The 16,089-nt window shown below is 32.3% G+C and carries 12 protein-coding genes; all 12 read left to right on the top strand.

Translation table 11 applies throughout. The features are described 5' to 3' along the window. Positions 1–57 precede the first annotated feature (57 nt). The 12 genes from buk to AC0N0V_RS14750 all read left to right on the top strand — a co-directional run bounded on the left by buk (position 58) and on the right by AC0N0V_RS14750 (position 15,890). Complete coding sequence (gene buk, locus AC0N0V_RS14805; RefSeq protein ID WP_474458810.1) at positions 58–1,119, top strand: butyrate kinase; 1,062 nt, start codon at positions 58–60, stop codon at positions 1,117–1,119. 70 nt (positions 1,120–1,189) lie between these two features. Then, the gene (gene hisC / locus AC0N0V_RS14800) at positions 1,190–2,293 is read left to right on the top strand and encodes a histidinol-phosphate transaminase (RefSeq protein WP_474458809.1); all 1,104 of its coding nucleotides are present in this window, start codon (positions 1,190–1,192) and stop codon (positions 2,291–2,293) included. 78 nt (positions 2,294–2,371) lie between these two features. Next, positions 2,372–3,058 carry a hypothetical protein gene (locus tag AC0N0V_RS14795; RefSeq protein ID WP_474458808.1) on the top strand — a complete coding sequence of 229 codons (687 nt, stop codon included), beginning with the start codon at positions 2,372–2,374 and terminating at the stop codon, positions 3,056–3,058. A 408-nt stretch (positions 3,059–3,466) separates the two neighbouring features. Continuing rightward, a complete protein-coding gene (gene iorA, locus AC0N0V_RS14790) occupies positions 3,467–5,251 on the top strand; it encodes an indolepyruvate ferredoxin oxidoreductase subunit alpha (protein ID WP_474458807.1) in 1,785 nt (594 codons plus the stop codon). Positions 5,252–5,253: 2 nt separating this feature from the next. Continuing rightward, positions 5,254–5,829 (top strand): indolepyruvate oxidoreductase subunit beta, encoded by a 576-nt coding sequence (locus AC0N0V_RS14785; RefSeq protein ID WP_474458806.1) that lies wholly within the window; start codon positions 5,254–5,256, stop codon positions 5,827–5,829. A 120-nt stretch (positions 5,830–5,949) separates the two neighbouring features. Beyond that, on the top strand, positions 5,950–7,164 hold the full coding sequence (locus AC0N0V_RS14780; protein WP_474458805.1) for a response regulator transcription factor: 1,215 nt from the start codon (positions 5,950–5,952) through the stop codon (positions 7,162–7,164). 45 nt (positions 7,165–7,209) lie between these two features. Next, positions 7,210–9,069 carry a substrate-binding domain-containing protein gene (locus AC0N0V_RS14775; protein WP_474458804.1) on the top strand — a complete coding sequence of 620 codons (1,860 nt, stop codon included), beginning with the start codon at positions 7,210–7,212 and terminating at the stop codon, positions 9,067–9,069. A 153-nt stretch (positions 9,070–9,222) separates the two neighbouring features. After that, positions 9,223–10,236, top strand: coding sequence for an ABC transporter substrate-binding protein (locus AC0N0V_RS14770; RefSeq protein ID WP_474458803.1), 1,014 nt, complete (start codon positions 9,223–9,225; stop codon positions 10,234–10,236). A gap of 208 nt (positions 10,237–10,444) precedes the next feature. Further along, positions 10,445–11,974, top strand: a complete 1,530-nt coding sequence (locus AC0N0V_RS14765) for a sugar ABC transporter ATP-binding protein (protein ID WP_474458802.1) — start codon at positions 10,445–10,447, stop codon at positions 11,972–11,974. Next, positions 11,967–13,007, top strand: coding sequence for an ABC transporter permease (locus AC0N0V_RS14760; RefSeq protein WP_474458801.1), 1,041 nt, complete (start codon positions 11,967–11,969; stop codon positions 13,005–13,007). Before AC0N0V_RS14765 ends, AC0N0V_RS14760 begins: the two co-directional genes overlap by 8 nt. Further along, positions 12,991–13,995 (top strand): galactofuranose ABC transporter, permease protein YjfF, encoded by a 1,005-nt coding sequence (yjfF, locus tag AC0N0V_RS14755; protein WP_474458800.1) that lies wholly within the window; start codon positions 12,991–12,993, stop codon positions 13,993–13,995. Before AC0N0V_RS14760 ends, yjfF begins: the two co-directional genes overlap by 17 nt. A 122-nt stretch (positions 13,996–14,117) precedes the next feature. Further along, the gene (locus tag AC0N0V_RS14750) at positions 14,118–15,890 is read left to right on the top strand and encodes a sensor histidine kinase (protein WP_474458799.1); all 1,773 of its coding nucleotides are present in this window, start codon (positions 14,118–14,120) and stop codon (positions 15,888–15,890) included. Positions 15,891–16,089: the final 199 nt, after the last annotated feature.

Raw genomic sequence — 16,089 nt, 5'->3', positions numbered from 1 at the left:
CTAAAAATAAAATTGAATATAATTTTCAAAAAAATGAAATGTATTGGGGGATGAGTGATGCATAAAGTACTAGCCATTAATCCTGGTTCCACTTCTACTAAGATTGCTGTATATGAAGAAGCTAAGGAATTGTTTAAGAAAAATATTGAACATTCCAATGAAGAAATAGCAAAATACAAAAATATTACTGACCAATATGAAATGAGACATAAGGCTATAATGGATTTTTTACAAGAAATGAATTTTGATGTCAAAGAGTTATCAGCAGTTGTGGGAAGAGGGGGAATGCTACCACCAGTAAAATCAGGGGCTTATAGAGTAAATGAAGCAATGATAGAAAGATTAGCTAATAGGCCGTTGTCGGAGCATGCCTCTAATTTAGGGGGAATAATTGCAAATGCAATAGCAAGCCCATTAAATATACCAGCTTTTATATATGACTCCGTGGCTGTAGATGAATTAGAAGATATAGCAAGAATATCAGGTATAGCTGATATAAAAAGAGAAAGTTTCTCGCATGCACTAAATATGAGAGCTGTTGCTATAAAAGTTGCAGGAAAACTACATAAAGCTTATGAGGAGTGTAATTTTGTAATTGCTCACTTAGGCGGAGGAATATCTATAAGTGTTCATAAGAAAGGGAAGATGGTAGATATTGTTTCAGATGATGAAGGACCATTCTCACCTGAAAGATCAGGAAGAGTTCCTTGTAGAGCACTAATGGAGATGTGTTACATAGAGGAGAAAAATACAATAAAGAAGAAACTTAGGGGACAAGGGGGACTAGTATCGTACTTAGGAACAAATAGTGCCCTAGAAGTGGAAAAAAGAATAGAAAACGGAGATGAAAATGCAAGACTAGTATATGAAGCTATGGCATACCAAGTAGGAAAAAGTATAGGTGAACTTGCAACTGTAGTAGAAGGAGAAGTGGATGCAGTTATAATTACAGGAGGAATCGCTTACTCAAAAATAATGACAGAGTGGATAAAGAAACGAGTTAAATTTATAGCTCCTGTAGAAATTGTACCAGGAGAAAATGAATTGGAGGCTCTTGCTTTTGGAGCTCTTAGAGTTATTAAAGGTGAAGAACAGCCGCATGAATACAATTTAGGATAGAGTTAAATTTTCAAATAGGGATTAATCTTGTTTATGAGTTGTTAACTGTTTAATAAAAGGGGGAAATTTTATGCAAAAAGCATTGTTTAAAAATGAAGTTGCTACAGTTAAACCATATGTTCCTGGTAAACCAATTGAGGAATTGAAGAGAGAACTTGGGATAGAGGAAATTGAAAAACTAGCTTCTAATGAAAATCCAATAGGGCCATCACCAAAAGCAATGGAAGCCATTAGAAAGGAAGTAGAAAATATACATCTGTATCCTGAAGCTAATGTAACTGTTTTAAAAGAGAAATTAGCGAAAAAGTACAACTTATCTACTGAAAATATAGTTGTAGGTAATGGTGGGGAAGAACTTTTGAAAATGATTGCAGAAGTATTTATAAACCCTGGAGACGAAGCAATAATGGCTGACCCAAGCTTTGATAAATATTCGACTGAAGTGTGCTTTATGGGTGGTGTGGCAGTAAAGATTCCTCTAAAAAATTATAAACATGACTTTGAAGCCTTTATTCAAAGGATAAATGATAATACAAAAATGATATTTGTATGTAATCCTAATAACCCAACAGGAAACATAATGCCAAAAGAGGATATTGATTATTTAATAAAAAATGCACCTCAAGATATTGTTATAGTCTTAGACGAAGCCTACTATGATTATGCTATAAAGAATCCAGATTATCCAGAAAGCTTAGAAATATTAAGAAACAGACCTAACACTATTATTCTAAGAACCTTCTCTAAAGTATCGGGAATAGCAGCAGTTAGAGTAGGATATCTACTAACTTCAAAAGAAATTTCAGCTGCAATTAATAAAATAAAGTTAACCTTCAGTGTAAATAGACTTGCGCAAGTAGCAGCTGTTGCAGCTTTAGAGGATCAAGAGCATATAGACAAGACTGTCAAATTAAATTATGAATCATTAGATATGATGGAGAAGTATTTCGAAGATAATAATTTTGAATATATAAGATCAAATGCTAACTTTGTTTTTGTTAATGTGAATGAAGATTCAAGAATAGTATTCAATGCTTTACTTAAGAAGGGAATAATAATCAGACCAGGATACCTATGGGGCTGGGATAACTGGCTTAGAGTAAGTACAGGAACAATCGGACAAACTGAAAAATTTATAAAAAGACTAGATGAAGTATTAAGTGAGATGAAATAGGATACAAGATTTCCAAGCATCAGGTGGAGTTAAAACTCCATCTGAAGTCAAGAATTCTGTTTATAAGGAGGGTTGTCAGTGAAAAAAGGAGATATTATGTGGACTTTAGTTTTACTGATGCTAATAGCAATATTGGTTGTGCCAGTAACGCACGCTGCATTTATGCAATTTACAACGGGGCATCCCTACTTAGGCGGGTTTGTTAAATTTGGAATACTAGCAACAATGGGAGAACTCTTAGCTATAAGAATTGTATCAGGAGAATGGAATATTCCAAAAGGAGTTTTCTATAGAGTGTTGATTTGGGGATTCTTAGGAATGGTCATTGTTCTGGTATTTGATATTTTTGGTTCAGGTGTAAATGCTGCTATAGCTAAAGGGATGCTTCCAGGTAAAGGCTCAAAGTTTGCTTTTGCATTTTTCGTTAGTTCAATAATGAACATGACGTTTGCTCCAACTATGATGGCATTCCACAGAATTACTGACACATATTTAGATTTAAAATATGAAGGAAGTAATAAGAAAATAACCGCTATCGATGTAGTTAGAAAGGTTCAATGGGACGGCTTTGTTTCTTTTGTTATATTGAAAACAATTCCAATATTTTGGATACCAGCACATACAATAACCTTTTTAGTGCCACCTGAATATAGAGTATTAGTTGCAGCAGCGTTGTCTATGGCACTAGGATTAATATTAGCATTTGCAAAAAAGAAACCACAAAAAACTAAATTGAAAGATGTAGCTGCAAAAGCATATAGATAAGCAATGACGAAAGTCGACTTATCCTCTGAGACATAATACCAATTTTCAGTAGGTCAAATACTTTTAAGAAGTCTAAAGCTCAGGATTTACGAAAAACTAAGAATCTTCGATAACTCGCTGACGCTCAGACAATCTAAGATTCTAAGTCTTTCATAAATCCTTCGCTAAGACTAATAAAAAATATTTAAATCTATCCTCAAATTGGTATTATGTCTCTCCGAATAAGTCAACTTTCTTATTTGGTTATCTGTATAGATAAGCAGATTCAAGGTTAGACTTACACTCCGGGATATATTTGTAATTCTTCTGTATAAGTCTAAAATGAAATTGATTTGTCTATAAAGTAATAAAAAGTATGAATTTAAATGTAAACATAAAATACTGCTCAAGAATGAAGGAGGAATATAAATGAAAAAGCTTATGACAGGTAATGAGGCTATTGCTAGAGGATTTTACGAGGCAGGAGGAACTGTAGCAGCAGCTTATCCAGGAACACCATCAACAGAAATATTAGAGAATATATCAGAATATAAAGAGATATACTCTGAATGGGCTCCAAATGAAAAGGTGGCAATAGAAGTAGCAATAGGAGCGTCTATTGCAGGAGGAAGGGCGTTATCTGCTATGAAGCATGTTGGTGTAAACGTTGCAGCAGATCCACTTATGACTTATGCATATGAAGGGGTAAATGGAGGATTCATATTAGTATCAGCAGATGATCCAGGAATGCACTCTTCACAAAATGAACAGGATAATAGATTTTTTGCTAAGTTTGGTAAAATAGCTATGGTAGAGCCAAGCGATAGCCAAGAAGCTAAGGATTTCGTAAAAGAGGCCCTAGAAATATCAGAAAAGTTTGATACACCAGTACTTTTTAGAGTTTCTACCAGAGTATGCCATTCAAAGAGCATTGTAGAACTTGGAGAAAGAGAGAACTTTGAAATAAAGCCATATATAAAGAATGTACAGAAATTTATTGCGACTCCAGCTCATGCTAAAAAACTTCATGTAGTTGTTGAAGAAAGATTAAAGGCACTAGAGGAATATAGTAACAGTACGCATCTAAATAGAATCGAGTGGAATGACAAGAAAATAGGTGTTATAACTTCTGGTATATCTTATCAATATGCTAAAGAAGTATTTGGAGATACTGTTTCTTACTTAAAGCTTGGATATACTCACCCACTTCCATTTGCTAAGATAGAAGCTTTTGCAAAAGAAGTAGAAACTTTATATGTAATTGAGGAACTTGAACCATATATAGAAGACCAAATTAAAGCAAGGGGAATAGCTTGTATAGGGAAAGATAAGATATCCAACATGGGAGAGCTGAATCCAGATATAGTTTCAAATTCACTTTTAGGCTGTGATGAAGCAAAAACAGAGGTAGCAAGTTCTGTTGAAGCTTTAAAAGATGAGGTTATTTCAAGACCGCCTACATTATGTGCTGGATGCCCACATAGAGGATTATTCTATACACTATCAAAGAAGAAAAACATAATGATTACAGGAGATATTGGCTGCTATACATTAGGAGCTGCAGAGCCATTAAATGCAATGGATACTTGTATTTGTATGGGAGCGTCTGTAAGTGCTGGACATGGAGCACAAAAGGTTTTCAATATAAAGGGAGAGGACAAGAAGGTAGTAAGCGTACTTGGAGACTCAACCTTCTTCCACTCAGGACTTGCAAGCTTAATAGATGTAGTTTATAACAAAGGAAACTCAGTTACAGTAATACTAGATAATAGAATAACAGGAATGACAGGCCACCAAGAGAATCCAGGAACTGGTTATACATTAATGGGAGAAAAGGCTGAAGTAATAGACATAGAAAGTATTTGTAAGGCTATTGGAGTTAAAAACCTAAAAGTTGTGAATCCATTAAATTTAAAAGAAACAGATGAGGCTGTAAGTGAAGCATTAAAATCTATAGAGCCTTCAGTTATTATAACTAAATGGCCATGTGTGCTTAAAAAGTTTAGTGAAGAAGATAAAAAGCAGTTTGATTTAAGTCCTAAAACTTATGCTGTAAATGAAAATAAGTGTAAAAAGTGTAAGATGTGTACTAAGTGTGGATGTCCAGCTATATCTATGAAGACATACTCAAGCATAGATCAAACGTCTTGTGTTGGATGTTCAGTATGTGCACAAATATGTCCATTCGATGCAATAGAAAGGGTAGGTGAGTAGTAATGAGCGATGTTAAAAATGTTCTTTTAGTAGGAGTTGGAGGACAAGGTATTATATTAGCTTCAAAAATACTTTCAAGTGGATTGATAGATGCAGGATATGACGTTAAAATGTCTGAAGTTCATGGAATGGCTCAAAGAGGTGGAAGCGTTACTACGCAGGTTAGATATGGTAAAAAGGTTTACTCCCCAATAATAGGGAAAGGTCAAGCAGACTTAATTGTAGCTTTTGAAAGAATAGAAGCTTTAAGATGGATAGAATACTTAAAGCCAGATGGAAAGATAGTTGTCAATGATTACGCAATTCCATCAGCAACTGTACTTTCAGGAAAAGAAAAATATCCAGAGAATGTAATAGATAAGATAAAGGAATCATTTAAAAATGTAACTGTTATTAATGCAGCTGGAGAGGCCTTAGCACTTGGAAATATTAAGGCTCAAAATATAGTTATGTTAGGTGGGCTTCTAAAGGCATTAGGAGTTGAAAATGTAGATTGGGTTAAGGCTGTAAGTGAAAGCGTAAAGGAAAAATTTGTTGATATGAATGTAGCTGCTATTCAAAAGGGAATGGCACTGTAGAAAATAAAAGAACTGATGTGTATCATGTGGTACATATCAGTTCTTTTTATATTAAATTTTCATATATATCAATGGATGAAGTTTACATGAATTATTATGCTGTATAAGGAGCTGAGTTGTATGTGGAAAATACTTATTGCTGATGATGAACCTAAGATTAGAAGAGGATTAATCAATTTATTTGATTGGAATAGCATGAATATTGAAATTGTAGGGGAAGCAGAAGATGGAGAGATAGCACTAAATATAGCTCAGAAAGAAAAACCGGACATTATTTTAACGGATATTTGTATGCCTTTCTTAAATGGTCTAGATTTTATAGAGAAAATAAGCTCTGCTCAGAACAATCCTATAATAATTATAATTAGTGGGTACAATGAGTTTGCTTATGCACAAAGAGCTCTTAAACTTAAAGTTTTTGATTATATTTTAAAACCAGTAGATAACGAAAGCTTAGAAGAAGTAATCTTAAAAGCAGTAGAAGATTTAAATAAACGGAGAGAGCAAAATAATTATTTAAATTGGACTAGCAAGCAGTTAGGTGATAATTTAGATGCTTTAAAACAAAAGTTTTTGGAAAAGTGGTTAAATGATAAGATGACATATGGACAATTGTCAAGTGAGCTTAGCTTTTTTAATATTACTTTTCATAAGAATATTGGACTAACTGTAATAAGGTTGGTTGAAAAACTGGGACCAGGTGTATCAGTGAAAGGCTTGGATAAAAAAAGTCTTAATATGCATATAAAAGATATAGCTTATGAGGTTTTAAATCAGTATGAAACAAAACTAATTTACATTGATGAAGAGGATAATATTGTAATAATTACAAATGTAGATAATGACTTAGAGTGGTTAAATTTAGGTAATATAATAGAAGAAAGAATATATGTTTTCCTTAGTTATACAGTGATAGTGGAGCAGAAAAAGGTACTTGGAGGTATAGAAAAAATAGCTGAGGTATATAAACTCATTATTAAAGAGATAAAAAATAAAATTCAATACAAGCCTATCGTACTTTTAGCGCAGAAATATATTGATTCAAATTACTTTCTGAATGAATTAAAGTTAGAAGACGTTTCAGAAAAATTTAGTGTAAGCCCATCTTATTTAAGTAAGTTATTAAAACAGCAGATAGGAGTGTCATTTAGTGACTACCTTACAAGCGTAAGGATTAATAGAGCTATGATTATCATGGGAGATCCAACCGTGAAGATTTACCAGGTAGCGGAATTAGTTGGATATAGTAATCAACATTATTTTTGCAAAGCTTTTAAGAAAGTAATGGGGTTTTCACCAACAGAATACAGAGAAAATTTAAGTAATTACTTATAGTTTACAAGTATTGATTTGTTACATTAATGAGGAGGTAGAAAATAGTTGTTTCAAGATAGGAAAAAAAAATTTATTTGTTTAGCAATAATTTCTGCTGTAATTATTATAACAATATCCTTTATTATAAAAATAAGTGTGAAGCAAAAACCTGATGGTGTGCAATTTGTTATTGGTATGTCTCAGGCAAATCTAACAGAGCCTTGGAGAATCCTAATGAACGAAGAAATACAAATTGAAGAAAAGAAATATAAAAACATAAAGATTGTATATAGAGATGCAGGAGGAGATACTGATAAGCAGAAAAGAGATATTGATGACTTAGTAAATAGCGGCATAGATTTATTGATCGTATCAATGAATGATTCGGATAAGCTAACACCTGAAGTAAGTGAGGTTTATAAGTCAATACCCGTTATTGTATTAGATAGAGCTGCAAAAGGTTCTGATTATACATTGTATATTGGGCCGGATAATGAATCTATAGGAAAGCAAGCAGGAAAATTAGCACTAGATTTACTAGAAGGTAAGAAAGGGAAAATTGTAGAGGTTCAAGGATTGTTAAATTCTAACCCTGTAATAGAAAGAAGTAAAGGGTTTAGAGATGTTTTGAAGAAATATGGTAACATTGATACGTATAGAACCGTTACAAGTGAATGGCGTAGAGACGAAGCAGAGGATAAAGTGAAAGAAATATTGAAGGAAAGTAAAGATATCGATGTTATTTTCGCACATAATGATTATATGGCTTTCGGAGCGTATAAAGCTGCATATGACTTAGGTATTAAGGATATTAAAATAATAGGAGTAGATGGTATAACAGGAGAAAATGGTGGATTAGATTTGGTTTCTAAGGGAATTCTTAATGGTACTTTTACATGTCCCACAGGAGGGAAACAGGCAGTAGATTACGCAGTAGATATTCTAAATAAAAAAAGAGGAATACCTAAAAAGATAATGCTAAGAAGTGATAGAATTACGAAGAGTAATATTGATGAATACTTAAATAATAAATCTAAAAAGCCGACAGATCAAAAAAAGATTGTTTTAGGATATGCTGAGTTAAAGTTTGAAGGCAAGTGGAGAGATGCAAATGCTCAGTCTATTAAAAACGCAGCTAAGGAAGCAGGCATGGATTTGATATTTTTAGAGAGTGGAACTACACAGGAAGATGAGAAAAGATCAATACGTGAATTAATAAAAAGAAAAGTAGATGTTATTTGTTTCTCACCTTTTGTTAAGTCAGGATGGGAAGATGTGCTTAAGGAGGCAAAGGAAGCTGGTATTCCTGTAATTGTAAGTGATAGAGCGGTTGATTCAGATGATTCATTTTGGGTAAGTAGTATTTGTTCTGATTTTTATGAAGAGGGCAGAATAGTGGCAAAGATGCTTTTAGACAATTTTAAAGACAAGCAATTAAATATTTTGCAGATTAAAGGAAATTCTGATGCAACGCCAACTATTGACAGAGAAAAAGGATTTAGAGAAATGATTGAACAATTTAAACAATGTGAAGTCATAGAATCAGTCACAGGAGAATTTAGCTATGAAGGTGGGAAAAAAGCCATGGAAGACTTCCTTAGCAAGAGTGGTAGTAAAATAAATGTTGTTTACGCACAAAATGATGATATGGCACTTGGTGCTATAGAGGCTATAAAACAATATGGATTAGTTCCTGGGAAGGATATTATAGTTTTGAGTATTGATGGTACACGTAAAGCACTTTTTGCAGTAAAAAAGGAAGAACTGTATTGTACTGTTGAATGTAATCCGCTTATTGGTCCTCAGATGGTTAAAATAGCATCACAGATATTAAATCAGGAAGAGGTTCCACTTAGAATAATACATTCTGAGGAACTTTTCACTAAAAATGTTACTTACAAAGAAATTTTAAGTAGGGAATATTGAGGTAAGATATGAAGTCTGTTTATCTCTCTTTATAAGGAGAGATATTTTTGTTTAGAAAAGTATAAAATATTACTGATTATTATAAATACAAAAAAAGGAAAAGATTATACAATATTACTGTAAACGATTTTAAGGTATAGGGGGATTCTAAAAATGAAGTTTAAAAAAATAGCTGCAATTATAACAGCTACAGTTCTAACAATGGCAATGTTTACAGGTTGTGGAAGCAAAGCGACTTCTACAGATCAGAATAAGGATAAACCAGCAGCAACGGAAACTACTAATAAGAAATTAGTGATAGGTTTTTCTCAAATTGGTGCAGAAAGCGGTTGGAGAACTGCAGAAACAAACTCTGTTAAGGATATTCCTAATCAAGATCCAAATGTAGAATTAAAATTTTCTGATGCACAAGGAAAGCAAGAAAATCAAATTAAAGCTATAAGATCTTTTATAGCTCAGAAGGTTGATGTTATAGCTCTTGCTCCAGTTGTTGAATCAGGTTGGGATACTGTTTTAAAAGAAGCAAAGGATGCTAAGATTCCAGTTGTATTACTTGATAGACAAGTAAAGGTTACTGATGACTCTTTATATGCTACATTTATAGGTTCTGATTTCATACAAGAAGGTAAAAGTGCAGCTAAATTCATTACTGATAAATTTGGAAAAGATGCCAAAGTTAACATAGTTGAGCTTCAAGGAACTGTTGGAGCAAGTGCTGCTACTGATCGTCAAAAAGGTTTTGCAGAAGGAATAAAAGACTTTTCAGGTTATAAGATAATAAAATCACAAAGTGGCGATTTTACCCGTGCTAAGGGAAAAGAAGTTATGGAAGCTTTCTTAAAGTCAGATGGTAAAAACATACAAGCTTTATATGCTCACAATGACGATATGGCAATGGGAGCAATTCAAGCAATAGAAGAATTTGGTTTGAAACCAGGAAAAGATATAGTTATAGTATCTGTTGATGGCATTAAGGATGCATTCCAAGCAATAGCTGATGGAAAATCTAATTGTACAGTTGAATGTAACCCACAATTAGGACCACAATTATTACAAGCAGCAAAGGATTTAAAAGCAGGAAAAACCTTGGAAAAATGGATCAAATCCAATGAAGGTGTATTTGCTGGAGAGGATGCTATAAAAGCATTACCAAACCGTAAATATTAACCGACAATCTATTAATTTGTCCAGCTGTTGTTTATATGTTCATTATACTTTTGATATGAATATATAAATAATAAATATAATTTTCATAAGTCTTCCCTTTTTTATAAGAGCTTGAATACTCATCCTGTATTCGGCTCTTATACTATAAAGGGAGTTATACTTAGCTTAGTAATGGTATAAAAATTACTAATAAAGGAGAGAACTTCTTATGGATGAAAGTAATGTAGTTTTAGAAATGAAAGGCATATCTAAGTCCTTCCCAGGTGTTAAGGCTCTTTCTAATGTGGATTTTCAGCTTAGAAAAGGAGAAGTTCACACGCTTATGGGTGAAAATGGTGCTGGTAAGTCAACTTTGATTAAGGTACTTACAGGTGTTTATCAAATAGATGAAGGAAATATAATTTTAAATGGAAATCAAATTAGAATTGCTTCAACACAGGATGCCCAACGGCATGGAATAAGTACAGTTTATCAGGAAGTAAACTTATGTTCAAATCTTACGGTAGCTGAGAATATTTACATTGGTCGTGAACCAATGAAAAGAGGCAGTATTGATTGGAATAAAATGAATAAAAATGCTACAAAGTTATTAGAAGACAGACTAAATCTAAAGATAGATGTTAAGAAACTGCTGTCCTCTTATTCTGTTGCAATACAGCAAATGGTTGCAATTGCTCGCGCAGTTGATATCTCAAGGGGAATTCTCATATTAGATGAACCTACCTCAAGTTTAGATGCAAAAGAAGTAGAAGAACTATTTAAGGTTATGAGAAAATTAAAGTTAGAAGGAATGTCAATAATATTTGTCACTCACTTCTTAAATCAAGTTTATCAAATTTCAGATAGATTAACAGTACTAAGAAATGGCGAATTGATTGGAACATATGATGCAGATAAGCTATCACGTATAGAATTAGTTTCAAAGATGATTGGAAAAGAGACCTCAGAAACTCAAATAATTAATACTATAGAAAACAAGAAAAAAAGAGAAGTTAGTGGAGAAAATTTAGTTGAGGCACGTAAACTTGGAAAATTGGGCACAATTGAGCCTTTTGATATAGATATAAAAAAGGGTGAAGTTTTGGGTTTTGCTGGTCTTTTAGGTTCAGGAAGAACGGAAGGTGCAAAATTAATATTTGGAATAGATAAGTCAGATAGTGGTACACTCATCATTGGTGGGAAAAAATATTCTTATATTTATCCTAAGAAAGCAATTGAAGAGGGTTTTGGGTTTTGCCCAGAAGATAGAAAGATAGAAGGAATAGTTGGGCAATTGACTATTAGAGAAAATGTTGTATTAGCATTGCAATCAAGAATGGGAATATTAAATTATTTGCCAATGAAAAAACAACAGGAAATTACACAGAAATATATAGAATTATTAAAGATTAAAACACCAAGTATGGAGCAAAGAATTGATAATCTTAGTGGAGGTAATCAACAAAAGGTTATTCTTGCAAGATGGCTTGCTACAAATCCACAGCTTTTAATTCTTGATGAACCTACAAGAGGAATTGATGTAGGAGCAAAGAGTGAAATTCGAAAGCTTATATTAGAATTAGCTGAAGGGGGAATGACAATTTTATTTATCTCATCTGAACTTCCTGAAATAGTAAGCTGTTGTGACAGAGTACTTGTATTAAGAGATAGGAAGATTATTGGAGAATTGTTAGGTGATTATATAAATGAATCTATAATTATGGAGACAATTGCAGAAGGAGGTAAGAGGTGTGAATGAAGGGAAATCCAATAATCCATTTGTAAAACTTTATCATTCCAAAATATTTTGGCCTTTAATGTGTTTAATTGGGATTCTTTTATTTAATCTTCTTACAAGGCCTGGTTTTATGACGGTAGAAGTTAAAGACGGACATTTGTTTGGAAGTTTAATTGATATACTAAATCGTGTTGTTCCACTTATACTTATTGCTTTAGGAATGACCATAGTTATTGCAACACAAGGGATTGATATTTCGGTAGGTTCAATAATTGCTATAAGTGCTGCTGTTTCAGCAACAATTGTAATTAAAACTGGTAATGTGTTCTTAGCTATAATTGCAGGATTAGTTGTAGGAATAATTTGTGGTATTTGGAATGGTATGCTTGTTGCATATATTGGTGTTCAGCCAATGGTAGGTACTTTGATTTTATATATAGTAGGCAGAGGTATAGCTCAGTTAATAACTGGTGGCCAAATATTGACTTTAAACAATAAGACTTTTTCTTTTATAGGCACAGGTTATATATTCATTCCTTTTGCAGTGTATATAGCTATAGCAATTATAGTAATCATGTATCTGCTAATGAGAAAGACCGCATTAGGCTTGTTTACTGAAGCAATAGGTGTTAATAATAACGCTAGCAGATTTGCAGGTATAAATTCTAAAAAGATTATCTTTTCACTTTATGTTATTTGTGGTTTACTTGCTGGCCTTGCTGGTTTAATTATATGCTCAAATATAAAAAGTGCAGACGCAAACAATGCAGGACTTTGGCTGGAGTTAGATGCAATTCTAGCAACAGTTATAGGTGGAACATCCATGGCAGGGGGAAGGTTTTATTTAGGTGGTACAGTAGTTGGAGCGTTATTTATACAAAGTTTAACAACAACAATATATAGTATGGGAATACCACCAGAAGTTATACTAGTTGTTAAAGCTATTGTTGTTATTATCGTATGCTTATTACAATCTGAGGAATTTAGAAAATTGTTTATTGTTAATAGAAAATCTAAAGTAAAGGAGGAGGAAGTTTATGGAGCAAGAGAGTGATAAGTTTGGTAAATTTAGATTGAGTGAAGCTAATATACCTATTTTAGCTACAATATCATTGTTTATAGTATTATTTGCAGTTGGTTCTGTATCTTTTGATTCTTTCTTTACCCTTCAAGTGTTTTCTAATCTTTTTATTGATAATGCTTATTTGATAGTCTTAGCTGTTGGACAAACTTTTGCTATACTCACAGGTGGCATTGACCTATCAGTTGGGGCCATGGTAGCGTTTGTAGGTGTAATTGCAGCGGATTTATTAAGAAAGGGATTTAATCCATTTTTAGTAATAATTATAGTTTTACTGGTAGGAATTGTTTTTGGTGCAATTCAAGGATACTTGGTACAGAAATTTAAAATTCATCCATGGATCGTAACACTAGCAGGTATGTTTTTTGCTAGAGGGTCATGTTTTCTTGTAAGTATAGACAATATTGTAATTAATGATCCTACATTTTCGAAGATTTCAGGTTTTAAGATACCAATTGGTTCAGACACTTTTATTTCAATTAATGTAATAATTGCTTTATTGACTGTGGGTTTAGGTATATATATATTAAAGTATACTAGATTTGGAAGAATAGTTTATGCAATTGGTGGTAGTGAAAATTCAGCAATGCTTATGGGACTGCCTGTAGGAAGAACTAAAATACTTGTTTATACACTTTCAGGTTTTTGTTCTGCACTAGGTGGACTTTTATATACAATATACACATTGTCAGGCTATGGGCTTTCTTGTAATGGTACAGAAATGGATGCAATAGCAGCTTGTGTAATTGGAGGAGTACTTTTAACAGGTGGCTTTGGATCTGCTATAGGACCTATGTTTGGAGTACTTACTACTGGTGTAATTCAAAGTTTAATTATGTTTCAGGGAACGCTTAATTCCTGGTGGACAAAAATCGCAATAGGCATGCTTCTATTTACTTTTATTGCATTACAGCGAGTTATAGTTTTAAGAAGCGAGAAGAAAAAAATTGTTATAAGTTAATTAAAGTAAAAGTTTATACTAGCAAGGGAGTGGTACTAAATCACTTCCTTCTTTGAATTAGTATAATGTAACATTTCAAATAATATGATAATACATAAGAGGTGACTGGAGGAGTGGTATAATTGAAGAGGTTTATGCATTATTTTTTAAATAGCAGTATAGGAAGTAGATTAATATCTTATTTTCTTTTAGTTATCTTATTACCAATCATTACAATTACCACGCTTGGAAACCTTATATATCGAAATTCAATAAACAGTGAACAAAATAGTAGTACAAAGCAGATGATTAGTCAAATTAGTAGTAATATTGATTTTTATATTAAGGATACAGAAAATATAGTTAACTACCTATCTCAAGAGCCAAGGATTTCAGAGTTTTTAAATTACGGTAATATAAATAAAAATGCTGATGCCCAAAATATAGAAGAGAATGCTTATAAAGCTATAATGGGTTTTTCAAGTATTCATCCTGAAATAGCTGGAATAATGGTGATTAACCAAAATGATATGTATGTTAGCGATGTTATGACTAGAACTTCAAGGGAAGCACTTGTAAATGAAAGGTGGTATTTACAAGCTGTTAAAAATCCTGATAAAGTACAACTTTTTAGTAAACCTGTTGGTCGAAATATTTATAATATTTTTCAATATAGTGCTGATGATGTGGTAGCTATGTCAAAGGCAGTAATAGAAAATAAAAGTGGAAAGTGTGTTGGAGTAATTCTTATAGATATGAAATTAAATATCATTAAAAGTGTAATTGAAAATGTTAAACCGGGTAAAACGGGATTTGTATATATTGTAGATTCAAATAATGAAATCGTTTATGCTCCAGTTAACCCAGTAGTTTACAGAATTAAAGATGAGTGGCTAGATGATATGAAAAATAAAATTGTTATTAAAAATCTTAATAGTAAGGACTATGAGATAATGGATAAAGAGTCTTCATATACAGGGTGGAAAACCATAGGAGTATTTCCTCTTGATGAGAGCTTGAAAGTTATAACATATGTAAAGTATTATTCCTTTATAATTGCAATATTTACATTGGTGCTTGCAGGAATATTGGCTATATTTTTTACAAGATCTATAGTTAATCCTATTACAAAATTAAGAAGGCTGATGAAAAAAACTGAAGAGGGAGATCTAGATATTCATTTTAATAGTAAATATAATGATGAAATAGGTGAGCTTGGCAATTCCTTTAATAACATGATAAGAGAAATTAAAGGTCTAATAAAATTAGTTCAAATAGAAGAAAAAAATAAAAGAAAAGCAGAAATTAATATTTTACAAGCACAAATAAAACCACATTTTCTTTATAATACTTTGGATACAATTCAATGGATGGCAAAGGAACATGAGGCAAAGGATATTGTTAAAATTGTTAGTAACTTAACAAATCTTTTAAGGATTGGATTAAATAATGGAGAGGAGAATATAAGGTTAAGAGAGGAAATAAGACATATTGAAAGCTATCTTATGATTCAAAAGATAAGATATGAAGATAAACTTAATTACGAAATAAAAATAGACGAGAACATTTTTGAATATAGTGTAATCAAGTTAATACTTCAACCCTTAGTAGAAAATGCAATTTATCATGGTATAAAAGAAAAAAGAGGGGAAGGAAAAATTATTATTACAGGATTTCTAGAAGATGATAAAATCCACCTTAAGGTAGTAGATAATGGTATAGGAATAAAAGAAGACAAGCTTTTAAAAATTAATAAAGCTTTAAGAGAAAGAACCTCTGTTAACAATAAAATTGGTTATGGTATTTTCAATGTAAATGAAAGAATAAGATTGACTTATGGTGATGAATTTGGACTTTTCTATAGTAGTGTCTATGGTGAGGGTACTGTCGTTAATATATATCATCCTATAGCATAGATAAAGTGAAACTTGAATCATATGGGGGTTTAACCACACCTTATTCTTAGTTGAACCAATCCAGGGACGTAGCCGCTCGAAACGTACTGTTTAAAGAACAGGGAGTATTAGAGCGGATAGTCATCGGATAAAGTGAAAAAATGAAACTTACAAGCTTGACATATTCAAAATCTAGAACTATAATTGAAAATAAGTAAAA

It is taken from the genome of Clostridium sp. CS1-1 (genome assembly GCF_056135525.1).
Note: the sequence above shows the minus strand (reverse complement) of the source record. Positions and strands in the feature narration are given on the sequence as shown.

Coding starts and splice junctions, on each gene's coding strand:
- buk (WP_474458810.1), top strand. CDS start 58: ATGCATAAAGTACTAGCCATTAATCCTGGTTCCACTTCTACTAAGATT.
- hisC (WP_474458809.1), top strand. CDS start 1,190: ATGCAAAAAGCATTGTTTAAAAATGAAGTTGCTACAGTTAAACCATAT.
- iorA (WP_474458807.1), top strand. CDS start 3,467: ATGAAAAAGCTTATGACAGGTAATGAGGCTATTGCTAGAGGATTTTAC.
- AC0N0V_RS14785 (WP_474458806.1), top strand. CDS start 5,254: ATGAGCGATGTTAAAAATGTTCTTTTAGTAGGAGTTGGAGGACAAGGT.
- AC0N0V_RS14780 (WP_474458805.1), top strand. CDS start 5,950: ATGTGGAAAATACTTATTGCTGATGATGAACCTAAGATTAGAAGAGGA.
- AC0N0V_RS14770 (WP_474458803.1), top strand. CDS start 9,223: ATGAAGTTTAAAAAAATAGCTGCAATTATAACAGCTACAGTTCTAACA.
- AC0N0V_RS14765 (WP_474458802.1), top strand. CDS start 10,445: ATGGATGAAAGTAATGTAGTTTTAGAAATGAAAGGCATATCTAAGTCC.
- yjfF (WP_474458800.1), top strand. CDS start 12,991: ATGGAGCAAGAGAGTGATAAGTTTGGTAAATTTAGATTGAGTGAAGCT.